The 24779-nt window shown below is 72.9% G+C and carries 21 protein-coding genes, 1 pseudogene and 1 riboswitch; of the genes and pseudogenes, 15 read left to right on the forward strand and 7 right to left on the reverse strand.

The window, feature by feature from the left end:
* Positions 1-178 precede the first annotated feature (178 nt).
* The 6 genes from odhI (at position 179) to JL106_RS18080 (ending at position 4825) form a co-directional block, all read left to right on the forward strand.
* The gene (odhI, locus tag JL106_RS18055) at positions 179-613 is read left to right on the forward strand and encodes an oxoglutarate dehydrogenase inhibitor Odhl (protein ID WP_328842571.1); all 435 of its coding nucleotides are present in this window, start codon (positions 179-181) and stop codon (positions 611-613) included.
* Positions 610-1347: a transcriptional regulator FtsR gene (gene ftsR / locus JL106_RS18060; RefSeq protein ID WP_205262159.1), complete on the forward strand. Its 738-nt coding sequence runs from the start codon at positions 610-612 to the stop codon at positions 1345-1347. Before odhI ends, ftsR begins: the two co-directional genes overlap by 4 nt.
* 162 nt (positions 1348-1509) lie before the next feature.
* Positions 1510-2025 (forward strand): bifunctional nuclease family protein, encoded by a 516-nt coding sequence (locus JL106_RS18065; protein ID WP_205262160.1) that lies wholly within the window; start codon positions 1510-1512, stop codon positions 2023-2025.
* A 232-nt stretch (positions 2026-2257) separates the two neighbouring features.
* Positions 2258-2806, forward strand: coding sequence for a MerR family transcriptional regulator (locus JL106_RS18070; protein ID WP_205262161.1), 549 nt, complete (start codon positions 2258-2260; stop codon positions 2804-2806).
* Positions 2807-2915: 109 nt separating this feature from the next.
* Positions 2916-3386 carry a MarR family winged helix-turn-helix transcriptional regulator gene (locus JL106_RS18075; RefSeq protein WP_205262162.1) on the forward strand — a complete coding sequence of 157 codons (471 nt, stop codon included), beginning with the start codon at positions 2916-2918 and terminating at the stop codon, positions 3384-3386.
* Between the two features lie 56 nt (positions 3387-3442).
* Positions 3443-4825 (forward strand): MFS transporter, encoded by a 1383-nt coding sequence (locus tag JL106_RS18080; protein ID WP_205262163.1) that lies wholly within the window; start codon positions 3443-3445, stop codon positions 4823-4825.
* A gap of 6 nt (positions 4826-4831) precedes the next feature.
* Here the strand turns inward: JL106_RS18080 and JL106_RS18085 are convergent, their stop codons facing one another.
* A complete protein-coding gene (locus JL106_RS18085) occupies positions 4832-5245 on the reverse strand; it encodes a VOC family protein (RefSeq protein WP_205262164.1) in 414 nt (137 codons plus the stop codon).
* Between the two features lie 107 nt (positions 5246-5352).
* Positions 5353-5468: riboswitch (glycine riboswitch) on the forward strand.
* Positions 5469-5555: 87 nt separating this feature from the next.
* Between JL106_RS18085 and gcvP the strand changes: the two genes are divergently transcribed.
* Both gcvP and JL106_RS18095 read left to right on the forward strand, forming a co-directional pair.
* Entirely contained in the window at positions 5556-8432 is a 2877-nt protein-coding gene (gene gcvP, locus JL106_RS18090) for an aminomethyl-transferring glycine dehydrogenase (protein WP_205262165.1), read from the forward strand.
* A gap of 109 nt (positions 8433-8541) precedes the next feature.
* The gene (locus JL106_RS18095) at positions 8542-9549 is read left to right on the forward strand and encodes a hypothetical protein (protein ID WP_205262166.1); all 1008 of its coding nucleotides are present in this window, start codon (positions 8542-8544) and stop codon (positions 9547-9549) included.
* 23 nt (positions 9550-9572) lie between these two features.
* Here JL106_RS18095 and JL106_RS18100 read toward each other — a convergent pair whose 3' ends face one another.
* Positions 9573-10727 (reverse strand): substrate-binding domain-containing protein, encoded by a 1155-nt coding sequence (locus JL106_RS18100; RefSeq protein WP_205262167.1) that lies wholly within the window; start codon positions 10725-10727, stop codon positions 9573-9575.
* A 325-nt stretch (positions 10728-11052) separates the two neighbouring features.
* On the opposite strand from JL106_RS18100, the pseudogene JL106_RS18105 reads away from it, so the two are divergent.
* The 6 genes and pseudogenes from JL106_RS18105 to rny form a co-directional block, all read left to right on the forward strand.
* Positions 11053-11761 (forward strand): annotated as a pseudogene (locus JL106_RS18105) (PspA/IM30 family protein); the annotation flags it as partial.
* A gap of 256 nt (positions 11762-12017) precedes the next feature.
* Positions 12018-12926 (forward strand): phage shock envelope stress response protein PspM, encoded by a 909-nt coding sequence (gene pspM, locus JL106_RS18110; RefSeq protein ID WP_205262168.1) that lies wholly within the window; start codon positions 12018-12020, stop codon positions 12924-12926.
* A 47-nt stretch (positions 12927-12973) separates the two neighbouring features.
* Entirely contained in the window at positions 12974-13183 is a 210-nt protein-coding gene (locus JL106_RS18115) for a DUF3046 domain-containing protein (protein WP_205262169.1), read from the forward strand.
* Positions 13184-13601: 418 nt separating this feature from the next.
* Positions 13602-14636, forward strand: a complete 1035-nt coding sequence (gene recA, locus JL106_RS18120) for a recombinase RecA (protein WP_205262170.1) — start codon at positions 13602-13604, stop codon at positions 14634-14636.
* 2 nt (positions 14637-14638) lie between these two features.
* Complete coding sequence (locus JL106_RS22240) at positions 14639-15310, forward strand: regulatory protein RecX (protein ID WP_205262171.1); 672 nt, start codon at positions 14639-14641, stop codon at positions 15308-15310.
* 313 nt (positions 15311-15623) lie between these two features.
* Positions 15624-17621, forward strand: coding sequence for a ribonuclease Y (gene rny, locus JL106_RS18130; RefSeq protein ID WP_236007928.1), 1998 nt, complete (start codon positions 15624-15626; stop codon positions 17619-17621).
* Positions 17622-17666: 45 nt separating this feature from the next.
* Here the strand turns inward: rny and JL106_RS18135 are convergent, their stop codons facing one another.
* From JL106_RS18135 to JL106_RS18150, 4 genes are all read right to left on the reverse strand, one after another.
* Positions 17667-18599, reverse strand: coding sequence for an amino acid ABC transporter permease (locus tag JL106_RS18135; RefSeq protein ID WP_205262172.1), 933 nt, complete (start codon positions 18597-18599; stop codon positions 17667-17669).
* On the reverse strand, positions 18596-19297 hold the full coding sequence (locus JL106_RS18140; RefSeq protein WP_205262173.1) for an amino acid ABC transporter permease: 702 nt from the start codon (positions 19295-19297) through the stop codon (positions 18596-18598). Before JL106_RS18140 ends, JL106_RS18135 begins: the two co-directional genes overlap by 4 nt.
* 111 nt (positions 19298-19408) lie before the next feature.
* Positions 19409-20353, reverse strand: a complete 945-nt coding sequence (locus JL106_RS18145) for a glutamate ABC transporter substrate-binding protein (protein WP_205262174.1) — start codon at positions 20351-20353, stop codon at positions 19409-19411.
* Between the two features lie 125 nt (positions 20354-20478).
* Positions 20479-21207 carry an amino acid ABC transporter ATP-binding protein gene (locus tag JL106_RS18150; protein ID WP_205262175.1) on the reverse strand — a complete coding sequence of 243 codons (729 nt, stop codon included), beginning with the start codon at positions 21205-21207 and terminating at the stop codon, positions 20479-20481.
* 324 nt (positions 21208-21531) lie between these two features.
* Here JL106_RS18150 and miaB point away from each other — a divergent pair, with 324 nt between their 5' ends.
* A complete protein-coding gene (gene miaB, locus JL106_RS18155) occupies positions 21532-23070 on the forward strand; it encodes a tRNA (N6-isopentenyl adenosine(37)-C2)-methylthiotransferase MiaB (RefSeq protein WP_205262176.1) in 1539 nt (512 codons plus the stop codon).
* Between the two features lie 121 nt (positions 23071-23191).
* On the opposite strand, the gene JL106_RS18160 is transcribed toward miaB, so the two are convergent.
* A complete protein-coding gene (locus JL106_RS18160; protein ID WP_205262292.1) occupies positions 23192-24616 on the reverse strand; it encodes a DUF349 domain-containing protein in 1425 nt (474 codons plus the stop codon).
* Positions 24617-24779: the final 163 nt, after the last annotated feature.

The raw sequence follows: 24779 nt of genomic DNA on the forward strand, positions 1-24779 counted from the left end.
GTGTGGGAGCGCGGTGGACCCGATGCATGCACCCGACCGGTGCCGCACGGTAGGTTCTCAGCAACGGAACGTGGATGTGTCCGGTGGATGTGGTGCGGCGAGGCCGCCCCGCGTCCGGATCGGGTCCGGCAGCGGGCGGGTCCCGTCGGCGCTGGGTGATGCGGGTGAGGAGCGACGGGTGACCAGCAGTGACCGCGAGCAGGGGTCGGATCAGACCTCGATCTTCTCGACCGGGTTGTTCCCGACGGGGGAGACCGAGACGGCCGACGAACTCCTCGGAGTGGAGTCGCTGTCCGCCGGGTCGGCCCTGCTGGTGGTGAAGCGGGGACCCAACGCCGGTTCCCGGTTCCACCTGGACAAGGACCTGACCACCGCCGGGCGTCACCCGGAGAGCGACATCTTCCTCGACGACGTCACCGTCTCCCGACGGCACGCCGAGTTCCGCCGCACCGCCGAGGGTTTCGAGGTGGCCGACGTGGGGTCGCTGAACGGCACCTACGTGAACCGGGAACCCATCGAGGTCTCCCCACTGGCCAACCAGGACGAGGTCCAGATCGGCAAGTTCCGGCTGGTCTTCCTGTCCGGTGACCAGGCCGGCACCGCGTCGTCATGACCGCGGCAGGGGTGGCCGACGAGCCGACCTGGTCGAGCATCGGCGTGGTGATGGCGCGGCTCAAGCCGGACTTCCCCGACGTCACGATCTCCAAGATCCGGTTCCTGGAGTCCGAGGGTCTCATCACGCCGCGCCGCACACCGTCCGGCTACCGGCAGTTCTCGGACTCCGACGTCGACCGGCTCAAGTTCGTCCTGGCCGCGCAGCGCGACCACTACCTGCCGCTCAAGGTCATCAAGGAGCAGCTGGACGCGATCGACCGCGGGCAGGAGCCCGCCGGTCCGCCGGTGCGAATGTCCCGGACGTCGAGCGTGGCGGCTGCTCCGGCGGACGACGCAGCACCGGCGGCGCCCGCCTCCGGCGTGCGGATGACTCGCGCCGAGCTGCTCGCCGGCACCGGACTCACCGCCACCCAGCTGGTCGAGCTCGAGCACTACGGGTTGCTGGCCCCGGCCCCGGGTGACTGGTTCGAGGCCGAGGCCGTGCAGATCGCCGCGGTGGTGGCCGAGCTGCTGGCCGCCGGTCTGGAGGCCCGGCACCTGCGTTCGCTGCGCACCGCAGCCGAGCGGGAGGCATCCCTGGTCGCCCAGCTGGTCGCCGCCCAGGCGCGGCAGCAGCGGGATCCGGACGCGCGGGAACGGGCCGGCGCGGCCGCCGCCGGCCTGGCCGCCACCACCTCGCGGCTGCACGGCCACCTCGTCCGTGCCTCGCTGCGCCGCGAGCTCGGTCGCTGACTCGTCCCGACCCGGGCCGGGTGCCCGCGCGACCGGCGCCAGCGGGGCCCCGACCAGCGGTTGCACGCACCGGGCGCAGCATTCGGTAGGTTCGGCAGCGAGCGGTGGAACGCCCGCGGGGCCGGGTCGTACACCGTTCGGACAGAGCAGAAAGGCACCGGGATGATCGAGATGCGCATCGTCGGCGTCCGTGTCGAGATGCCCAATCAGCAGCCAGTTCTGGTGCTCACCGAGGTCGAGGGCAACCGGAGTCTGCCGATCCTCATCGGGTCGGCCGAAGCCACCGCGATCGCCATGCACCTGCAGGGGGTCCGACCCAGCCGGCCGCTCACCCACGACCTGCTCGGTCACGTCATCGCCGCCCTGGGGCACGCCGTCAGTCAGGTCCGGGTGGTCGACTTCCGCGAGGGCACCTTCTACGGCGAACTCGCCTTCGAGAACGGCACCACCGTCTCGGCCCGCCCGTCCGACGCCATCGCGCTCGCCGTCCGCGTGGAGATCCCGGTGTTCGTCGAGGAAGCCGTGCTGGCCGACGCCGGCATCGTCATGGGCGAGGACGGCGAGGAGGCGGCCGACGACGCCGGCGCGTCCGGCGACGCCGTCAGCGACGAGGTGGAACGGTTCCGGGAGTTCCTGGACACCATCTCGCCCGAGGACTTCGGCGGTCAGAAGCCCTGATCGGCCGGTCGCCCGGCCGACCGACGGTGATCGCCGGGTAGTTGCCGGATGATGGCCGTCAGCCCGTTCGGGTGGAGGTTGCCGGTCGCGCACCGGACACGCCGCCGCCAGCGTTGACGCTGCCCCGCCGCCCACCTACCGTGCCGAACTGCATGGTTGTCATTCCTCGGTCCCGCTCGGGACCGGGCGGTGCGGCGTGCGGACCGGTTGACGCGGCGGACGGGGGAGCACCATGGGTGACGGCCAGGACGCGCTCTTCCCGTCCCCGGACGCGGCGAAGCAGGACGATTCGCTCGGCTACCGCGGCACCACCGCCTGGCAGGCCGCCGGCATCACCTACCGCCAGCTCGACTACTGGGCCCGTACCGGCCTGGTCGTGCCCAGCGTGCGCAGCGCGTCGGGGTCGGGCACCCAGCGGCTGTACTCCTTCAAGGACATCCTGGTCCTCAAGGTGGTGAAGCGGTTGCTGGACACCGGCGTCTCTCTGCAGAACATCCGCGTCGCCGTCGACCACCTGCGCGCCCGCGGGGTCGAGGACCTGGCCGGGGTCACCCTGTTCTCCGACGGCACCACCGTCTACGAGTGCACCTCGCCGGAGGAGATCGTCGACCTGCTGCAGGGCGGCCAGGGCGTCTTCGGCATCGCCATCGGCGGCACCATGCGCGAGGTGACCGGATCACTGGCCGAGTTCCCGGCCGAGCGGATCGAGGGCGGCGAGGTGTGGGTGCCGCCGACGCAGGACGAGCTGTCCCGGCGCCGCAACGCCCGCAACGCCGGCTGACCCGTCCCGCAGACCTTCCGAGCCCGCCGTCCCGTTCCGGGGTGGTGGGCTCGCTGCGTCTTGGCGATCGACCCTTTCGTTAGTCGCGGTAAAGAGTTAGACTAACGACATGTCCGGTCTGCCTGCCCCCACCGCCCCCGTCCGCGCGGCCGGGCCGGCGCCGAACCCCGACACCATCAACACCCTGCGCGCCGCGGTCCTGGTCCTGGGCCGCCGGCTGCGCTACCAGACCGCCGACGGCGACATCTCCGCGACCGAGGGCGCGGTGCTCGGCCGGCTGTGCCGGGAGGGCGCCCTGACGCCCGGGGACCTGGCCCGCGGCGAGCACGTGCAGCCGCCGTCGATGTCCCGGATCATCGAGCGGCTCGAACAGCGTGGCCTCGTCACCCGCCGACCTCACCCGGAGGACCGCCGTCAGGTGCTCATCGAGCGCACCCCGGAGGGTGTGGCCTTCGCCGAGCGGTCGACGGCGGTGCGGACCGAGTGGCTCACCCGGCAGTTCGACCGGCTCTCGCCCCCGGACCAGCAGGCCCTGACCCGCGCCGCCGACGCCTTGCGACGGTTGTCGACCCTGTCATGACCGACCAGCTCACTGACCGACCCACTGACCGCTCGGTACCGTCCCGTCCCCAGGAGATGACCAGCACACCACCCTTCACCAGCACGCCCGCCCTCGCCACCACGCCCGCCGGCAGCGCCGCCTCCGCCACCACGCCGGAACCGACGTCCGAGCCCGCGCGTCGCCCCTCCACGTTCGCCGCCCTGCGGATCCGCAACTACCGGCTGTACTTCGGCGGCCAGGTCGTCTCCAACACCGGCACCTGGATCTCCCGCATCGCCCAGGACTGGCTCGTGCTGCAGCTCACCGGGTCGCCGCTGGCCGTCGGCATCACCACCGCGCTGCAGTTCGCGCCGATGGCCTTCTTCGGGTTGTGGGGCGGGCTCATCGCGGACCGGTACTCCAAACGCCGGCTGCTGATGATCACCCAGGTGGTGATGGCGGTCCTGGCCACCGTGCTGGCCGTGCTGGCGTTGACCGGCGCCGTCCAGGTCTGGCACGTCTACGCCGTGGCCCTCGGCATCGGCCTGGTCACCGTGGTCGACAACCCGGCCCGGCAGACGTTCGTGAACGAGATGGTGCCGCGCGACCTGGTCCGCAACGCGGTCAGCCTGAACGTGGGCAACTTCCAGATGGCCCGGTTGGTCGGCCCGGCCGTCGCCGGGGTACTGATCAGTGCGGTCGGCGTGGGGCTGGCCTTCGCCGTCAATGCGGTGACGTTCGTGGCCGTGTTCTGTGCGCTGGCCGCCATCCGGTCTCGGGACCTGGTGCCGTCCGCGGTCGCGCCGAGGGGTCGCGGCCAGGTCCGGGAGGCGCTGCGGTACGCCGTGGCCGAACCCCGGGTGCGGTGGCCGATCGTGCTGATCTTCTTCGTGGGCACCTTCGGGTTCAACTGGCCGATCATCCTGTCCGCCTACACGCAGCAGGAGTTCGGCGGGCAGGCGCAGGTCTACGGGTGGCTGAACACCGCGCTGGCGGTCGGGTCGCTGGCCGGTGCGCTGCTGGCCGCGCGCACCACCTCGTCGCGGCTGTGGGTGCAGTTCGCCGCCGCGCTCGGCGTGGGGCTGCTGATCCTGGCCATGGGCCTGGCCCCGGGCATCGCCGTGTTCGTGGTGCTGCTGGTGGCCACCGGTGTGGTGTCCATCATGTTCAACAGCCTGAACAACTCCACCGTGCAGCTGGCCACCGATCCGGTGCTGCGCGGGCGGGTGATGAGCATCTACATGCTGGTCTTCATGGGCGGCATCCCGGTCGGCTCGCTCATCATCGGGGCGGTCACCGACGCGTTCGGACCGGCGGTCTCGCAGACGATCTCGGGTGTGATCATCGTGGTCGCCGCGCTGGCGTCCGGCGTCATCGCGATGCGCCAGGCCGGGCTGCGGCCGCACCTGGACCTGCACCGGGAGTCCGGTCACCTGATGACGATCACCCCGGTCGACGAGCGGGTCCGGGCCGCCTGATCCGGGTCAGCCGGGCCCGCCAGCACCGCCCGGCTGTCCGAGGTGCACGGTGAGCCCGTCGGGGTCGCGCACCTGCGCCGTCCGCTCACCCCAGGGCTGGTCCTGCGGTTCCTCCACCACCGGCACCCCGGCGGCCCGCAGCCGCTCGACGAGCACGTCGCAGTCGTCGGTGTACAACCAGATCGCGGCCGGGGCGTCGGACGCGGGGCCGGCATCGGGGTTCGCGCCCAGCCCGAGGTGCGAGGCGCCCAGGGTCAGGCTCACGTAGTCGGCCGGGCCGGACTCGGGAAACCGGTACTCGACCACGCCGCCCAGCAGGTCGCGCCAGAAGGTCAGCGAGCGGTCCAGGTCCGGGGTGTTCAGGATCGGGAAGGCGGATGCGATCACGCCCCGCGTCGGTGCGGTGGTCGGTTCGGACATGGCGTCAGCGTCCCGCGGTCGATCGGCGGGCGCATCCCGGCCGGCACCGCTGGCACGGCCCTTGGCAGGGTGCTCGGGTGGGCCCTTGGTAGATTGGCCGGCGTCGACGACCCCCGGCGGGAGAGTCCGAGCCCCCGATCAGCGTGAGCGATCGGTCGGGCCGGACGCCGAAGGAGCAAGCTCTCCCCGCCAATCTCTCAGGCCACAGAACCGCCGGGTCGAGACACCTCTGGAGCACCGTCACGCGGGCGCGACAGAGGGGGAGGCGCCGGCGTCGACCGCGCCGCGCTCACCCTGGCGGAGGAGACGCATGCACCCCGAACACTCGGCCGACCATCTGGCCCAGCAGTTCGCCGACCGGCACATCGGCCCCGACCAGGCCGGGCTGCAGGCCATCCTGGACGCCCTCGGGCAGCCGGACCTGGACGCGCTGGAGAAGGCCGTGGTCCCGGCCGTCATCCGCACCGGGCGGGCCGCCCGCCCGCTCGATCTGCCCGAGCCCGTCGGCGAGTCCGAGGCGGTGGCCGAGCTGCGCGCCCTGGCCGGCCGCAACCGCCCGATGGTGCAGATGATCGGGCTCGGCTACCACGACACCGTGGTGCCGCCGGTGATCGCCCGGAACGTGCTGGAGAACCCGGCCTGGTACACGGCCTACACGCCGTACCAGCCGGAGATCTCGCAGGGCCGGCTCGAGGCGCTGCTCAACTTCCAGACCGCGGTGGCCGACCTGACCGGGCTGCCGGTGGCCAACGCCTCCATGCTCGACGAGGGCACCGCGGCCGCCGAGGCGATGACCCTGCTGCGCAGGACCATGCGGTCCAAGTCGTCCCGCTTCCTCGTCGACGCGGACACCCTGCCGCAGACCAAGGCCGTGCTGGCCACCCGGGCCGAGCCGCTGGGGATCGAACTGGTCGAGGCCGATCTCTCCGGCGGCATCGAGGAGTTCGGAGTCGGCGACTGCTTCGGGCTGCTCATCAGCTACCCGGCCGCGTCCGGCGCGCTGCGCGACCACCGGGCGATCATCGACGCGGTGCACGCCCGCGAGGCCGGCGTCGTGATGGCCACCGACCTGCTGGCCCTGACCATGATCACGCCGCCCGGCGAGGTGGGGGCCGACATCGCCGTGGGCTCCTCCCAGCGGTTCGGCGTGCCGCTGGGCTTCGGTGGCCCGCACGCCGGGTTCATCGCCGTCCGGCCGGAACTGCAGCGGCAGCTGCCCGGCCGGTTGGTCGGCGTGTCCAAGGACGACGCCGGCGCGCCCGCGTACCGGCTGGCCCTGCAGACCCGCGAGCAGCACATCCGCCGGGAGAAGGCGACCAGCAACATCTGCACCGCGCAGGTGTTGCTGGCCGTGATGGCCGGGATGTACGCCGTCTACCACGGGCCGGCCGGGCTGCGCCGGATCGCCGACCGGGTGCACCGGCAGGCCCGGTTGCTCGCGGTCATGCTCGGGGCCGCGGGCGTCGAGCTCGAGCACGACGCGTGGTTCGACACCCTGCGGCTGCGCGTCCCCGGCCGGGCCCGGGCGATCGGGGCCGAGGCCCGGCGCAACGGTGTCAACGTCTGGGTCGACGGCGAGGACGCGGTCCAGGTGTCGGTGTCGGAGGCGACGACCGAAGAGCACCTGAGCGCCGTGCTGGCCGCGGTCACCGCGGACCGGGTCAACTGGGGACTCGCGCCGGGGACGGCGGTGCCGCACTCGCTGCGCCGGACCTCGCCGTACCTGACCCACCCGGTGTTCTCCGCCCACCACAGCGAGACGTCGATGCTGCGGTATCTGCGCCGGCTGTCCGACAGCGACCTGGCGCTGGACCGGACCATGATCCCGCTCGGCTCCTGCACGATGAAGCTGAACGCGACCAGCGAGATGCTGGCCATCAGCTGGCCCGAGTTCGCCGGCATCCACCCGTTCGCGCCCGCCGAGGACAGCGCCGGCTACCGCGAGCTGATCGACCAGCTCAGCGCGTGGCTGTGCGAGATCACCGGGTACGCCGCGGTGTCGTTGCAGCCCAACGCCGGGTCGCAGGGCGAGCTGGCCGGCCTGCTGGCCATCCGCGCCTACCACCGTTCTCGCGGCGACGAGCACCGCACCGTCTGCCTCATCCCGGCGTCCGCCCACGGCACGAACGCGGCCAGCGCCGTCATGGCCGGCATGAAGGTGGTCGTCGTCCGCACCACCGACTCCGGGGACGTCGATCTCGAGGACCTGCGCGCCAAGGTCGGGCAGCACCGGGCCGAGCTGGCCGCCATCATGATCACCTACCCGTCCACCCACGGGGTGTTCGAGGACTCGGTGAGCGAGCTGGCCGAGCTGGTGCACGAGGCCGGAGGGCAGGTGTACGTCGACGGGGCGAACCTCAACGCCCTGGTCGGGGTGGCCCGTCCGGGCGCGTTCGGTGGCGACGTCTCGCACCTCAACCTGCACAAGACCTTCTGCATCCCCCACGGCGGCGGGGGACCCGGGGTCGGTCCGGTCGCGGTGGCCGAGCACCTGGCGCCCTTCCTGCCCAACCATCCGCTGGACCCGGGCGCGGGCCCGGCCACCGGAGTCGGCGCGATCGCCGCGGCCCCGTTCGGATCGGCTTCGATCCTGCCCATCTCGTGGGCCTACATCCGGATGATGGGCGCCGACGGCCTGCGGCGCGCCACGCTCACCGCGATCGCCTCGGCCAACTGGCTGGCCCGGCGCCTCGACCCGGTGTTCCCGGTGCTCTACACCGGAGCGGCCGGCGCGGTGGCGCACGAGTGCATCCTCGACCTGCGGCCGTTGACCAGGGCGACCGGTGTGACCGTCGACGACGTGGCCAAGCGACTGGCCGACTTCGGCTTCCACGCACCGACCATGTCCTTCCCGGTGGCCGGCACGCTCATGGTCGAGCCGACCGAGAGCGAGGACCTGGCCGAGCTGGAGCGGTTCGTCGACGCGATGACAGCCATCCGTGCTGAGATCGACGAGATCGCCGCTGGCGCCTGGCCGGTCGAGCAGAGCCCGCTGCGGCGCGCACCGCACACCGCGGCCGTGCTGGCCGGCGACTGGGACCGGCCGTACAGCCGCGCCCAGGCCGTGTTCCCGCACGGGGTCGACCCGGCGCACAAGTACTTCCCGCCGGTGGGCCGCATCGACGGGGCCTTCGGCGACCGCAACCTGGTGTGCTCCTGCCCGCCGCCGGAGGCCTTCGAGTCCTGATCGCCGGTCCGGGCGCCCGAGGTGATGACGAACCGTGGTCACCCGTGTTTCGTCCGGATGACGCGTCACTCAGAAGTGATGTCGATCACACTGCCGCTAGGGTGTGGTCATGGTCCGACGGTGGGCAGGGTGGCTCGCGTTCGCCGTCGTCGGCGTGCTCGTGCTCATCAGGCCCGGGGTCACCGGGCGGCCGGTGGGCGGCACGGCCGAGGCCATGGTGCTGCCGGCGGCGCCGGTGTCCGGTGCCTGTCTGGACGCCGACGGGACCCCCGGCTCGCTGGCCGGCGTGACCCCGGTCGGCTGGGCCGGCTTCGTCGCCTGCGCCGAGGCCAAGTCCGGCGAGGTGGTGTGGGTGCGCGACCTGCCGGCCGGCACGCCATTGACCGAGTACCAGCAGCTGGCCCGCAGTCTCGGATCGCGCTGTACCGAGAGCGCCGAGGACTTCGTCGGCGCCGGGACGCTGCGCACCGTGGTTCCGGCCGATGCCGCCGGGGGCGATGGCTCCGGGGTCGACGCCGTCACAGCCGGCGCGGGACGGCTCGGGTTCGATCCGGCCGGGGACGCGGCGGCCGGCGGGCTCGACGCGTCGGCCGTCGGGCCGCGCACGACGGTGGTCGAGTGGACGCCCGGGATGTCGCTGAGCACCCGGTGGGTGATCCCCGACCGGGTGCAGCGCGCGGCCGGTCGCGGCTGGCTGGCCTGCGTGGTCGAGCCCACCTGGCGCGGCAGCTACACCGGGGCGGCCCGGGGGGCGCTGGCCGGCGGTCGGCTGCCGGCGGCGTTCGGGGTGTGCTGGTCGCAGCTGTCCAGCGGCTCCGGCCGGTCGTTGGAGCACTGCCGCCAGCCGCACCAGGCGCAACTGCTGGCGACCACCTCCGTGCCCGAGGACACCGCCGCGGACGGGGTGGCGGTGACCCGAGCCTGCCGGGCGGTGGCCACCCGGCTGCTCGGTCGGGCCGACCCGACCATGGGCGGAGCCGTGCGGATCGCGACCGCGGACGGCGGCGCGGACGGGTCGGACACGCGGGTGCTGACCTGTTCGGTGACCGCGCCGACCGGCCGCCTGGTGGACGGCGTGGTCGGGCTGGGTGATGCCCCGGTGCCGCTGCTGCGCTGAGCGGTGCCGGCGGTCCGGTCGGGTCAGCCGGCGAAGGGCTCCAGCGCCGCGGTGCGGGCCGCGCCGGTGGCGGCCGGGACGGCGGCGGCCCCGCCCACCGGACCGAGCAGCGCCGGCCAGGACACCGTGGCGGTGGTGTCCGGCACCTGCAGGCCCGCGTCGGCCAGCACCTGACGTCCGGGCGCCGAGCGGAGGAACGCCGCGAACTGCGCGGCCGCCTCCCGGGCCGTGGCGTCGACCCAGTCCGCGGACAGTTGCACGACCAGCACGGTGTCGCCGACGGCCGGGCCGGCCGGCCGGACCGCGGCCAGCGGCTCGTCGGCCGTGGAGTTCCAGGCGACCAGGTCGGTCTCGACGACCGGGACGACGGGAACCGGCCCGGCCGGATCGGCGTCGCCCGCCGTGGCCAGGCCGGTGAGCGCCTCGGCGGTGGTGCCGGCGGCGTCCGGTCCGCGGGACGCGGCGGTCGCCGCGGCCAGCCGGTCGAGCAGCGGCAGGGCGCCGGTGACGGCGGACTCGTCCACCGCCTCCGGGGATCCGTCCGCGGTCGCGGTCGTCCCGTCCTGCGCGGCCAGCACGACCGACTCGACCAGGTAGGCGCTGGCGCGGTTGCCGGCCGGATCGGGCAGGGCCAGGGCCAGCGGACCCGCTGTCGTGCCGTCGCCCACCAGCTGGACCAGGTCAGCCCAGCCGCCGCCGGCCAGCGCGTCCGCCACCCGGTCCGCGTCGTCCGGTCGGACGGCCAGGACCACGGGTGAGCTGGCCTCCGGATCGTCGTCCCGGCCGGCGGTGACCGCCGAGTCGTGCTCCTCGAGGGCGGCCAGATCGGCGGGGGAATCGACGACCAGCACCGCGGGCGGCGGCTGCAGGGTGCCGAGCTCGCCGGCGTCCTCGGGCGTCGCGGCGGCGGTCACGGTGGACGAGACGCAGGCGGACCGGGCCACCGGACGCGTGGCGTCGAAGGCGGCGGCCGCGGCGGTCAGGGCGGCCGCCTGGGCCGGCGTCGCGGTCACGGCCAGCTCGGCCTGCTGGGTGCACACGGTGGCCGGGTCGGGATCGTCCTGACCGACGATCGCCACGTACCCGACGACGGCCAGGGCGGCGACCACCGCCACCGCGACGGTCACCCAGACCCACCGGGCGATGCCGCGCCGACCCTCACCGGCGTGCCGCGCCACGGTCCACCTCCGTCCGTTGTGTCCGGGCCGGGAGCGGCGACGCTCCGCCGGCGGGAGCGCGACGGCGCGGCGACCGGACAGGGCACTGTAGCCAGGGCCCACCGGCGGGCGGGACGGCGGCCACCGGGGTCCGGACGATCCGGGCGCCCGACCCGGGGTCGACCCCGGAGATGCTCCGGGACGGACCGTACGGCACCCGGAACTCGTCCCGGATTTCCGGCCCGCCGGTCCATGATCCGGTGGATCACCGTCGGAACACCTGCAACGATGGGCGTACCGGTCGCCCGAACGGCGCGCCGGTCAGGCACGCGAGAGGACCGGATCGATGGCCAATCCCTTCACCAAGGCGTGGAAGTACCTGATGGCGCTGTTCTCCTCCAAGGTGGACGAGTACGCCGACCCGAAGGTGCAGATCCAGCAGGCCATCGAGGACGCGCAACGGCAGCACGCCGCGCTGTCCCAGCAGGCCGCGGCGGTCATCGGCAACCAGCGCCAGCTGGAGATGAAGCTGACCCGCCAGATGGGCGACGTGGAACGGCTGCAGTCCTCGGCCCGCCAGGCGCTGGTGCTGGCCGACGAGGCCCGGGCCAAGGGCGACGCGGTCAAGGCCGGTCAGTACGAGCAGACCGCGCAGGCCTTCGCCACCCAACTGGTCGCCGCCGAACAGCAGATGGAAGACCTCAAGGCCATGCACGACCAGGCCCTGCAGGCCGCCGAGCAGGCCAAGAAGGCCGTCGAGAACAACGCCATGACGCTGCAGACCAAGCTGGCCGAGCGGACCAAGCTGCTCTCCCAGCTGGAACAGGCCAAGATGCAGGAGCAGGTCTCGGCCTCGCTGCAGTCGATGTCGCAGCTGTCCGCGCCGGGCAACACTCCGTCGCTGGACGAGGTGCGGGACAAGATCGAGCGGCGCTACGCCAATGCCCTGGGCTCGGCCGAGCTGCACGCCAACTCGGTCGAGGGCCGGATGCTCGAGGTGCAGAAGTCAACGCTGGACATGGCCGGTGCGAGCCGGCTCGACCAACTGCGCGCGCAGCTGCACCCGGAGCTGGCCAACCAGAACTCCCGCGCCATCGACCCCGCCACCAACGGGGTGGCCGGCCCGGCCGACCTGACCAAGCCGGCCCAGCAGTCGACGCCGAACCAGCAGCAGAACTGACCGTCCGCGGGACCAGTCCCGCTGCGCAGACTCGTGCTTCCGACCCCGTCCGGGACGTTCCGGGTGGGGTCGGGGTGCACTCGGGGTCCGACCCCCGCCGCGACCCGGCCCGTCGAGGGGACAATGTCCGCATGACGTCCAGCAGGTCACGCAAGACGGTCCAGGCCGGGCTGCAGACGGGGTCCGCCCTGGTGCGCAGCGCGTCCGAGCTCGCCGCCCGCAACGCGCCGCAGGTGATGGCGGCCGGCGGTGAGCTGGCCGGCACCGTGTCGAACGCGGCGACCGAGCTGGTGCGGACCCGCCGCGACGCATCGGCCGTGGCCGCCCGGCGGCACCGTGCCGCCCGTCGCCGGGTGCAGGTGTGGTCGGTGGGCACGGGCGTGGGGCTGGCCGGGACGGCCGGCGCCACGGTCGGGCTGCTCACCCCCGGCGCCGAACTGGTCATCCCCGCGCTGCTGCTGGTCGGCTTCCTGGCCGTGCTCATCTGGTCGATCGGCGGCCTGGTCCGCGCCGTCCGGGACGCCCGTGAGCGGTCCCGGGCGCTGGCCGCCCTGCCGCCGCCGCAGCCCCGACGCCCCGCGGTGGCCGCCGCTGTCCGCCCGTCGATGGTCGAGCTGAACGGGTACTCCGACAGCCTGCGCCAACTGGTCGGTCTGCTGGCCGCCGGGGACGCCGGCCGGTCGACGGTGGACCTGCGGCAGGACGTCGTCCGGGTGGCCGACGACGCCGAGGTGAGCCTGCGGGAGCGCTCGGTGGAGCTGTCCGCCTTGATCCGCACGCGGTCGGCCGCGCCGGCCGATGCCCAGCCCGGACTGGACGGGGCCATCCGGCTGCTCACCGAGGACATCCGGGCCGGGGTCGCCTCGTACGGCCAGCTGGTCGCGGTGACCGCCGAGACGGTGGCCGCGGCCCGCGAGTTGCACGGGTCCGCCCCCGGGGGCGGGATCGCCGGGGCGGGAGCGCCCGCGGTGGCCGCGCTGCAGGACGCCACCGACCGGCTCCGCGGGCTGACCATGGGCCTGCGCGAACTGACCGACTGATCCCCGGCCGGTGAAGCGGGACCGGAACGCCACTACAGTCGGCGGGCGTGCGACTGACCGAGTTCCGCAAGCTGATGGTGGCCCACTTCGGTGAGTACCGCGCCGACTCGGTCGCGCAGGACCACGTGTTCAGCGCGCTGGACGGGATGACCGCGGCGCAGGCGCTGGAGTCGGGACGGGATCCGAAGGTGATCTGGGCCGCCGTGTGCGACTCCTTCGAGGTGCCGGAGTCCTTGCGGTACGGCCTGCCGGACTGACCGGGACCGATCGCGACCGATCGCGACCGATGGGGTGGCTGACGAGGACGGGGAGGAACTCGCATGACCGAGCCGGGCAGTCCGCTGTTCCAGGTCGTGGTGCTGGTCATGCTGCTCACCTCGCTGGCCTTCGCGCTGGTGGCCTGGCGGCGCAACCGCCGCAAGTGATGGCGGTCCGCCCGGGCCACTCGGTGCTGCCCAGGCCGCTGCGACACGCCGTGCGACCTGCCGGTGTCGAACGTGTGTACGGGTAGGGTTGTCCCCATGCGGTCGAGTTGTGCACAGCCGCGGCCGGCGGACGGGCGTTGTCGGTGCCTCGTCCTAGCGTCGTTCTCGACAACCACACCTGACGACACGGCAGGCAGCTTCCACCGGATGGGATCCATCCGGTGACCCGAGGAAAGGCACGGGACAGGTCATGAGTGCACCGGATCGCGAGAAGGCGCTCAGCATCGCGCTCGCCCAGATCGAGAAGCAGTACGGCAAGGGCACGGTGATGCGGCTCGGCGACGAGGGTCGGGCCCCGATCGAGGTCATCCCCACCGGCTCCATCGCGCTCGACGTCGCGCTGGGCATCGGCGGACTGCCCCGTGGCCGGATCATCGAGATCTACGGCCCGGAGTCCTCCGGCAAGACGACGGTCACGCTGCACGCGGTGGCCAGCGTCCAGGCCGCCGGCGGCATCGCCGCCTTCATCGACGCCGAGCACGCGCTCGATCCCGAGTACGCCAAGGCGCTCGGCGTGGACACCGACTCGCTGCTGGTCTCCCAGCCCGACACCGGTGAGCAGGCGCTCGAGATCGCCGACATGCTGATCCGGTCGGGCGCGATCGACCTGGTCGTGGTCGACTCGGTGGCCGCGCTGGTGCCCCGCGCCGAGATCGAGGGCGAGATGGGCGACAGCCACGTCGGTCTGCAGGCCCGTCTGATGTCGCAGGCGCTCCGCAAGATCGCCGGTGCGCTCAACAACACCGGCACCACGATGATCTTCATCAACCAGCTGCGCGAGAAGATCGGCGTCATGTTCGGCTCGCCGGAGACCACGACCGGTGGCAAGGCGCTGAAGTTCTACGCCTCCGTCCGGATGGACATCCGCCGCATCGAGGCCCTCAAGGACGGTACCGACGTCGTCGGCAACCGGACCCGGGTCAAGGTCGTGAAGAACAAGGTCGCCCCGCCGTTCAAGCAGGCGGAGTTCGACATCATCTACGGCCAGGGCATCTCCCGGGAGGGCTCGCTGATCGACGTCGGCGTGGAGCAGGGCCTCGTCCGCAAGGCGGGCGCCTGGTACACGTACGACGGCGAGCAGCTGGGTCAGGGCAAGGAGAACGTCCGCACCTACCTGCGGGACAACCCGGACATCGCCGACGAGATCGACAAGCGCATCAAGGAGAAGCTGGGCGTCGGTGCTCGCATCGATGCCGAGCCGGCCCCGGCGGCCGTGGAGTTCTGACCGTGGAGGCCGACCGGTCGGCCGTACTCGCCCAGCTGGCCGACCGGATCGCCGCCGTCGAGCAGACGGCACCACCGGCTGGCTCCCCGGCCGGCCCGACCGGGGACTCGAGGTCGCGGCCACCGCGGCGCCGACGCGGTCCGGACACCGAACCGGCCGCGACGCCCGGTCATCCGGAGGACGATCCGGGTGACCCGGTCGCGGTGGCCAAGGCGGTCTGTCTGCGACTACTGGCCGTGTCGGCCCGGACCCGGGCCGGACTGGCCGAGGCGCTGCAGCGGCGGGGTGTCCCGGACGACGCGGCGCGCATCGCGCTGGACCGCCTCACTGAGGTCGGGCTCATCGACGACGCGGCCTACGCCGAGGCGTTCGTCCGCACCAAGCACCGGGACCGAGGTCTGGGTCGGACCGCACTCGCCGCCGAGCTGCGTCGCAAGGGCGTCGACGGGGCGATGGCCGCCGAGGCCGCCGCCGCGGTCGATCCGGACGATGAGCGCCGCCGGGCCACCGAGCTGGTGCGGCGTCGGCTCGACTCGGTGATGGCGGCCGGGCCGGAGGCCGCGCGCCGTCGGCTGGCCGGGCTGCTGGCCCGCCGCGGCTACCCGCCGGGCCTGGTGTACGAGGTGGTCGACCGGGCCGTCCAGGGGCATCTGGACCGGCAGCCCGACGAGTGAGGTGGCGACCGTCCGGGCGATGTGCCCGTTCTGTCCGGTGACGCCCGATCCGGCATCCGGACCCGGGTCCCGACCGGTACGGCGCGCGCCGCGGCGCTTGCTTCCGCTCCGGCGGCTCCTTAACCTCGGGTCACCGGAGATGATGACGCACACGGACTGACCGTGCGCGCACCGCGATATCTGTTCGATCAGCACGCCGGCTCGCCGCGACCCGGTACCACAGAGGCCACCGCCGTTCGGTTCGTCGACCGGCGGCGCTGACGCACCGTCCGACAGTCCCATCGTCTCCGGCCGGAACGACGAGGGAGGGTTCATGCCGGACATCGTGCTGGCGATCCTCCTGGCCGCCGTGTTGGCGGCGTTGGTGGTCGCCATCGTGGTGGTGGCGCGTCGCCGCCCGTCCGCAGGGATGGACGAGGCGGCGCTGCGCCGGCTGCTGGACGAGTTCGTCCGTCGGCAGGGCGGCGACCGCCCCACGGCCACCCGAGCCGACGCTGCCGGCGCCGGGTCCGCAACCGGCGCGGCACCGGCGATGACCCGGACGGCGACGTCGACCACGGTCGTCGATGTGTCCGGCAGCGCGCCGGGCGGTGCACCGGGTCGCCCGTCCGTGCCGGATCCGTCGGCGGTTCCGGTCACCCGGCCGTCCCTGACGGCGCCCGCGCCGGCGGGGGAGTCCGTCGCGCTGGTGCCGGTCGGATCCGCGACCGGTGCGGTGCCCGACCCGGTGCGGCGGGCGGCGGAACGGCTCCGGCAGGACGCCGAGGAGGAGGCCCGGCAGGTGCTCGACGCGGCCCGGGCCCAGGTCGCCCGGCTGCGGGCCGGGCTCGACGAGGAACGGCAGGCGCTGCGGGCGGAGGTCGAGCAGAGCCTGGCCCAGGAGCGCAGCGCTTTGGACCGGACCCAGACCCGGTTGCGGGAGTCGGGCGCCGCCCTGTCCGAGCAGCAGACCGCGCTCGCGGCCCAGCAGCAGGCGTTGGCCGACCAGCAGCGGTCCGTGCTGGCCGAGCGCACCCGGATCACCGCCGACCGCGAGCAGATGGCCGGTCTGCGCACCGACCTGGAGCGCCGGATGCGGGACCTGACCGAGGAGAACCGACGGGTCCAGCAGCAGTGGGACGAGGTGACCGCCCGCGTCGAGGAGCTGGACCGGCGTTCCGAGGCGGTGGAGCGCGAGCTGAGCCGGGTCAGTGGTCTGTCCACCCAGCAGGCCCGGACCGAACTGCTCGCCCGTCAGGCGCGGGAGCTGCGCCGGGAGCTGGCCCTGGACGCCCGGCGGCTGGAGCAGGAGGCGCAGGCCACCGCTCAGCAGCGGGCCCGGGCCATCGTCGCCGACGCCATCCAGCGGGTGGCCAGCGACCAGACCGCGCAGACCGTTGTCACCGTCATGCCGCTGCCGTCCGACGACCTCAAGGGCCGGATCATCGGCCGTGAGGGCCGCAACATCCGCGCCTTCGAGACCGTCACCGGCGTCAACGTCATCATCGACGACACCCCCGAGGCGGTGCTGCTGTCCTGCTTCGACCCGGTGCGCCGGGAGATCGGACGGATCACCCTGCAACTGCTCGTCGATGACGGTCGCATCCACCCGCACCGCATCGAGGAGGCCTACGAGCGGGCCAAGGACGAGGTGGACGTGCTGTGCCGGCGGGCCGCCGAGGACGCCGTCGTCGACGCCGACGTCGCGCCGTTGCACCCGGAGCTGATGAGCCTGATCGGGCACCTCAAGTACCGGGTCTCGTACGGGCAGAACGTGCTCGGCCACCTGGTCGAGTGCGCGCACATCGCCCGGGCCATGGCCCTGGAGCTGGGTATCGACCCGGAGATCGCCGCCCGGGGCGCCTTCCTGCACGACATCGGCAAGGCCCTCACCCACGAGGCCCAGGGATCGCACGCCATCGTCGGCGCCGAGCTGGCCCGTCGGTACGGCGAGTCGGAGGCGGTCGCGCACTGCATCGAGGCGCACCACGACGAGGTCCAGCCCAGCACCGTCGAGGCCGTGCTCACCCAGGCGGCCGACGCCTGCTCCGGCGGTCGTCCCGGCGCCCGGCGCGAGTCGCTGGAGTCCTACGTGCAGCGGCTGGAGCGGATCGAGGCCATCGCCGCGGCCAAGAAGGGCGTCGAGAAGGTCTTCGCCATGCAGGCCGGTCGTGAGGTCCGGGTGATGGTCAAGCCCGAGGTGGTCGACGACCTGGAGACGCACGTGCTGGCCCGCGAGGTGGCCAAGCAGATCGAGGAGGAGCTGACCTATCCCGGTCAGGTCCGCGTCACCGTCATCCGCGAGTCCCGGGCCACCGAGATCGCCCGCTGAGCCGGCGGGGACGCCGCCGCCGCGACGGTCGGAGCCGGAACACCGCTACCGGCGCTGTTCGGGCTCCATGCCCGGCGCGTTCGGGTCCGGCAGGACGGCCGCGTTGCGGGCCCCGCCCGCCATCGGTCCCTCCAGCCCCGACAGCAGCACCGTGGCCGTCCGTCCACCGCGCCGGTTCCGCAGCGTGCGCTCCAGCGCGCCGGCGCCCCAGCTCAACGCCAGGTTGACCAGGATGAAGATCACCGCGACGACCGTGTAGGTGGCGAGCAGGTTGCCGTAGAAGCTGCCCATGGTGTTGGCCGTGCGGCGGAGCTCGACGTAGCCGATGAGCAGGCCGCCCAGCGCGGTGTCCTTGACGATGACCACCAGCTGGCTGACCACGGCCGGCAGCATCGAGGTGACCGCCTGCGGCAGCAGGACCGACAGCATGGTCTGTGACTTGCTGAGCCCGATCGCCTGGGCCGCCTCGGTCTGCCCCTTGGGCAGGGCCAGGATCCCGGCCCGGAACACCTCGGCCAGGACCGAGCCGTTGTAGAGGACCAGGCCGATGACCACGCCGGCGAGCGGGCTCGAGACGCCGGTGACCAGGAACCAGAACTGGAACGCGAACAGCATCAGGATCAGCACGGGCACGGCGCGGAAGAACTCCACGATGATGCCGGACGGCCAACGGACCCAAGCATGGTCGGACAGCCGGGCGATGCCGAACAGGGCGCCCAGCGGCAGCGCGATGATCAGGGCCAGGAACGCCGCCTTCAGCGTGTTCCACAGCCCCGGCAGCAGGTAGGTCTCCCAGTTCTGCCAGTCGACGATCGGCGACCACTTCGCCGCGGTCAGCTGCTGCTTGTCGATGAGGGTGTCGACCACCCACCACACACCCAGCACCAGCAGGATGCCGAACAGCACGGACAGCACCAGGTTGCGGGCCTTCGCCCGGGGGCCGGGGTGGTCGTAGAGGACCGTGGCGTTGCCGCTCATCGCTTCACTCCCACCTTCTTGGCCCAGGCGCCGAACAGCAGCCCGATGGGCAGGGTGATGATCACGAACCCGACCGCGATGGCCAGGAAGGTGGCCGGGAACTTGTCGGCCTCGTTCTCGATGTAGAGATTCATCAGTGCTGCGGCCTCGAACACCCCGATGGCCGACGCCACCGTGGTGTTCTTGATCAATGCGATGAGCACCGAGCCCAGCGGTGCGATGACCGCGCGGATGGCCTGCGGCAGGATGACGATCCCCAGCACCTGGGTGAACCGCAGCCCGATCGCCCGGGCCGCCTCGGCCTGACCGGGCGGCACCGTGTTGATCCCGGACCGGACCGCCTCGCAGACAAAGGTGGCCGTGTAGAGGATGAAGCCGAGCACGGCGAGCCGGAAGTTCTGCGAGTCGAGGAAGCCCTGCGGGTTCACGCCCGGCTCACGGACTGCCAGTCGCAGGCCCAGCGTGCCGGCGATGACCTGGCTCATCACGATGATGATCACCGTGAGTGGGATGTTGCGGACGATGTTCACGTAGGCGGTGCCGAACCCGCGCATCAACGGCACCGGCGACACCCGCATGGCGGCCAGCACCACGCCCAGGACGAACGCCCCGAGCGCCGACCAGAACGACAACTGGATCGTCATCCAGAACGCGCCCAGGAAGTCGTACCTGGGATCGGTGAGGAAGCTGAAGTCCACGCTCGACCTCCTGCCTGCCAGTGGTGGCGCCGGGGAACCGCGGCGTCGCGGGCGCGGCGCCGGGCATGAACGCGGCCCCCGACCCGGAGGGGTCAGGGGCCGCGGTGGGGATCAGGCGTCGCCGGGGGTCGGCGGCTCGGGGATGGTGTAGCCCGACGGGCCGACGGTCGACTCGAGCGCGGCGGCCCAGCTGCCGTCGTCGATCATCGCCTGGATGGCGTCGTTGATCGCCTGGGTGCCGGCGGTGTCGCCCTTGCTCAGGCCGATGCCGTAGTTCTCGTCGGAGAACCCGTTGCCGACGAGCTTGAGCTCACCGGGGAACTGGGCGGCGTAGCCGGCCAGGATGACGTCGTCGGTGGTGACGGCGTCGACCGCACCGTTGCGCAGCGCCTCGACGCACTCGGTGTAGGTGCCGTACTCCTGCAGCGCCACGTCCTGGGCGTAGTTGTCCTTGACCTTCTGCGCCGGGGTGGAACCGCTCACCGAGCACAGGATCGCGCCGCCCATGCTCTCCGGGCCGGTGATGGTGTCGTTGTCGGCGCGGACCAGCAGGTCCTGGTGGGCCACGAAGTACGGCCCGGCGAAGTTGACCTTCTCCTTGCGGGCGTCGGTGATCGAGTAGGTGGCGACGATCAAGTCGACCTCTCCGCGCTCGATCAGGCCTTCGCGCTCGGCCGACTTGGCCTCCTTGAAGGTGACACCGGTCTCCGGCACGCCGAGCTGCTCGGCCACGTACTTGGCCACCTCGACGTCGAACCCGGAGAACGAGCCGTCCGGGTTCTGCTGCCCGAGGCCGGGCTGGTCGTACTTGATGCCGACGACGAGCGTGCCGCCGTCGGCGTCGGAGAGCACCTTGGAGTCGCCGGCGGCCGCACTCGAGGTGGCCGAGCCGGACGACGAGGAGCCGGCGGACGAGGAGGCCGCCGCCGACGACGCAGCGCTGGACGAGGTGCTGGTGGCGTCCACGGCGCTGCCACTGCCCCCGCCGCCACAGGCTGCGAGTACGAACGCGGCGGCGGCGACGCCGACCGCGGTGGACAACTTCCGGTACCTCATCAAGCCGGTTCCTCTCGGATCGTTGACGGCGGGACAGTCCCGTCGCCGGTGGACCTTCCTGGGCCAGGTGGGGGAGCCGGGGCGGTGCCGGCGGGACGAGCCGGCCGCGGGCGCTCCCGGGTGGGTCAGTGGGTGAGGATCTTGCTGAGGAAGTCCTTGGCCCGGGCGGACTTCGGATCGGTGAAGAACTGCTCCGGCGGGGCGTCCTCGACGATCTCGCCGTCGGCCATGAACAGCACCCGGTCCCCGGCGCGGCGGGCGAAGCCCATCTCGTGGGTGACGACCAGCATGGTCATGCCCTCGCGGGCCAGTGATGTCATCACGTCGAGGACCTCGTTGACCATCTCCGGGTCCAGGGCGCTGGTCGGCTCGTCGAACAGCATCACCTTGGGCCGCATGGCCAGGGCCCGGGCGATGGCGACGCGCTGCTGCTGCCCGCCGGAGAGCTGGGCCGGCAGCTTGTCCTTCTGCGAGGCGATGCCGACCCGCTCGAGCAGGGACATGCCCAGCTTCTCGGCCTCGGCCTTGTTCATCCGGCGGACCTTGATCGGCCCGAGCGTCACGTTGTCCAGGATCGACTTGTGCGCGAACAGGTTGAACGACTGGAACACCATGCCCACGTCGGCGCGCAGCTGGGCCAGTTCCTTGCCCTCGGCCGGCAGCACCGTGCCGTCGACGGCGATGGTGCCGGAGTCGATCGGCTCGAGTCGGTTGATGGTGCGGCACAGGGTCGACTTCCCGGACCCGGACGGACCGAGCACGATGGTCACCTGCCCGGCCGGGATCGACAGGTTGATGTCCTTGAGCACGTGCAGGGCGCCGAAGTGCTTCTGCACGTCCCGCATCTCGATCATCGGTCCGGACCCGCCGGTGCCCGAGGACGCCGGTCCTGCTCCTACTGCCGCCACCCGTCCTCCGCTCCTGCACACCCGTCCGTCGGCCGGCCGGTCGCCGGGTCCACTCGTCACAGCGCGTGACGGACCGCCCGGTGTGGACGCAGCCTGCCACACCGGTTCACCGCTCGCTCCCAGGAGCGTCCAGGCGTGATCGAAGCTTTACGTGATCGACCCCGATCCGCCGGTCGATCTTCGTCCCACCCGGGCGGCGACGAGGCTCCCTCCTCGTCGGTGCGCGGAACGCCGGAGGTGTGGCAGGGCCGCCGTACCCTGTCGTGCGTGATGTCGACCGTGTCCGCCGCCCCTGCCGCCGAGCCGAGCGCGTCCCCGCAGGAGGCCCCCCGCACCTACCAGGTGCGGACGTACGGCTGCCAGATGAACGTGCACGACTCGGAGCGCCTGTCCGGGCTGCTGGAGCAGGCCGGCCTGGTCCCCGCCGCCGCGGACGCCGCGCCCGGGGCGGCCGACGTGGTCGTGCTGAACACCTGCGCGGTGCGGGAGAACGCGGACAACAAGCTGTACGGGAACCTCGGGCATCTGGCCCCGCTGAAGGTGACCCGGCCCGGGATGCAGATCGCCGTCGGTGGCTGCCTGGCCCAGAAGGACCGGGGCGAGATCCTGCGACGGGCCCCCTGGGTCGACGTCGTGTTCGGCACCCACAACGTCGGCTCGTTGCCGACGCTGCTGGAGCGGGCCCGGCACAACGGCGACGCCCAGCTGGAGATCCTGGAGTCGCTCGAGGTCTTCCCGTCCTCGCTGCCGGCCAAGCGTGAGTCGACCTACGCGTCGTGGGTGTCGATCTCGGTGGGCTGCAACAACACCTGCACGTTCTGCATCGTGCCGTCGCTGCGCGGCAAGGAGCAGGACCGCCGGCCCGGCGACATCCTGGCCGAGGTGCAGATGCTGGTCGACGACGGTGTCCTGGAGGTCACCCTGCTCGGCCAGAACGTGAACTCCTACGGCGTGCAGTTCGGCGACCGGCAGGCGTTCGGCAAGCTGCTGCGCTCCTGCGGCGACATCGACGGTCTGGAGCGGGTCCGGTTCACCTCGCCGCACCCCAAGGACTTCACCCCGGACGTCATCGCGGCGATGGCCGAGACGCCGAACGTCTGCCACCAGCTGCACATGCCACTGCAGTCCGGGTCGGACCGGGTGCTCAAGGCGATGCGCCGCTCGTACCGGTCCGGGCGCTACCTGGGCATCCTGGACGAGGTGCGCGCGGCCATGCCGGACGCCGCCATCACCACCGACATCATCGTCGGGTTCCCGGGGGAGACCGAGGAGGACTTCCAGGCCACGCTCGACGTGGTGCGCGAGTCCCGTTTCTCCGGCGCGTTCACCTTCCAGTACTCGCCCCGCCCCGGGACGCCGGCCGCGGCCCTGCCCGACCAGGTGCCGGCCGAGGTGGTCAAGGAGCGGTACCTGCGGCTGGCGGAGCTGGTGCAGGCCTCGTCCCTGGCCGGCAACCAGGCGCTGGTCGGCAGCACCGTCGAGGTGCTGGTCGCGGCCGGCGAGGGCCGCAAGGACGAGGCCACCCAGCGGATGAGCGGACGCGCCCGGGACGGCCGGCTGGTGCACTTCCGGCCGACCGGGGCCGTCGACCGGACGGTGCGACCGGGCGACGTGCTGCAGGTGCGCATCGACCAGGCCGCGCCGCACCACCTGGTCGCCGACGGTCCGGTGCTGACGCACCGCCGCACCCGGGCGGGGGACCGGTTCGAGGCCGGCACCCGCACGACGACGCCGGGCGTGGGCCTGGGACTGCCCGGCTTCGGCCGCCCGGCCCCGGCGCAGCCGGCGTCGGCCTGCGCCGTCGGCTGATCCCGCCCAGCCCACAGCCCCTTGCGGACGCGGACGGGGGCCGGCCCTCTCGGCCGGACCCCCGTGCGATGCCGTGACCGCCGCGACGACTGGTCCGTCGACGGCGGCCTCAGTCCACGGTTCAGTCCACGGCGGCTTCCGCGGCCTTGAGCCACTCCTGCCACTGCGCGGCCTGCGCCTCGGCCTCCTTGGCCTTGCGCTCGTTGCCGGCAGCGCGGGCCTTGGCCGCCTGGCTGGTGAAGTCGGCGACCCGGGAGCGGAACTGCTCCAGCCGGGCGGCGGTCTCCGGATCGGTGCGTCGCCAGTGCCGGTCCTCGGCCGCCTTGACCTTGTCCTCGACCGCGCGCAGCTTGCCGTCCAGCTCCCGGATGCGCTCCCGGGGGACCTTGCCGGCCGCCTCCCACCGGTCATGGAGGTCCCGGAGCTGCGCCTTGGCGCCGTCCAGGTCCTTGGCCGGATCGATCTCGGCGGCTTCGGCCAGCAGCGACTCCTTCTTGGCCGCGTTCGCCTCGAACTCGGCGTCCCGCTCGGCGAACGTCCGGTTGCGACGCGAGAAGAACCGCTCCTGGGCCGCGCGGAACCGCTGCCACAGCGCTTCCTCGGTGTCCCGCGGGGCGCGCCCGGCGGCCTTCCACTCGGTCATCAGGTCGCGGTAGGCGTGCGCGGTGGCGGTCCAGTCGGTCGCATCGGCCAGTGCCTCGGCGCGCTCGATGAGCGCCTCCTTGGCCTCCTTGGCCGCGCTGCGCTGCTTGTCCAGCTCGGCGAAGTGCGACCCGCGGTGCCGGGTGAAGGTGTCGCGGGCCTTGGCGAACCGCTTCCACAGCGCATCGTCGGTCTTGCGGTCGATCCCGCGGATCTGCCGCCACTCCTCGACGATGGCCTTGAGCCGGTCACCGGCCGACTTCCACTGCGTCGAGGCGGCCAGCTCCTCGGCCTCCTCGCACAGCTTCTCCTTGGCCGCCACTGCCTGGGCGCGGGCCTGCGCCCGGACCTGGGCGGCCAGCGCGATGGCACCGTCCGCGCCGGTGACGATGGTCTCCAGGCGAGCCGCGCAGCCGTCGATGTCACCGATGGCCGGGAGCGTCTCGATCTGCTCGCGCAGCGCGATGGCCTGCTGCTTCGCTGCCTTCGGATCGCCCGAGCCCGACACCAGCCGGGCCTCCAGCAGCGCGACCTCGGTGGCGAAGTCGTCGAACCGGCGCCCGAAGTGGGCCAGCCCCGCCTCCGCGTCGCCGGCCTGCCAGTTGCCGACGATCCGTTCGCCGGCGGCGGTCCGCACGTAGACCACGCCCTGCTCGTCGATGCGGCCCCACTCGTGCGGGTCGACCGGCTCGACGATCGGCTCGACGAGCGTGGTGGGCCCGTGCTCGGCCGGCGGGGTCGGCGTCGGCCGGCCACCCGGCCGGGTGCCGCGCCCCTTGTCGCCCGGCCGACCGCCCGGCCGTCCCGGCCCGCGGGACCCGGCCGGTCGCGGCCCACCCGGCCGGGTGCCGGGCGCGACGGGCGGAGCCGGGACGGGCGGAGCCACCGGCGGTGTCGTCGGCATCGGGGCCGGCGGGGTGCCGGGCTCGACCACCGGGATCGGGGCGGGCGGCACCGCACCAGCGGCCGGCGGAACCGACCCGGCCTCCGCGGGCGGGAGGTTCCCGCCGACCTGCTCATCGCGGACGGCCCCGGAGTCCGGGGCGGGGGCGATCAGGTCGGCCGGT

It is taken from the genome of Nakamurella leprariae, assembly GCF_016918035.1.
Taxonomy (GTDB): Bacteria; Actinomycetota; Actinomycetes; order Mycobacteriales; family Nakamurellaceae; genus Nakamurella; species Nakamurella leprariae.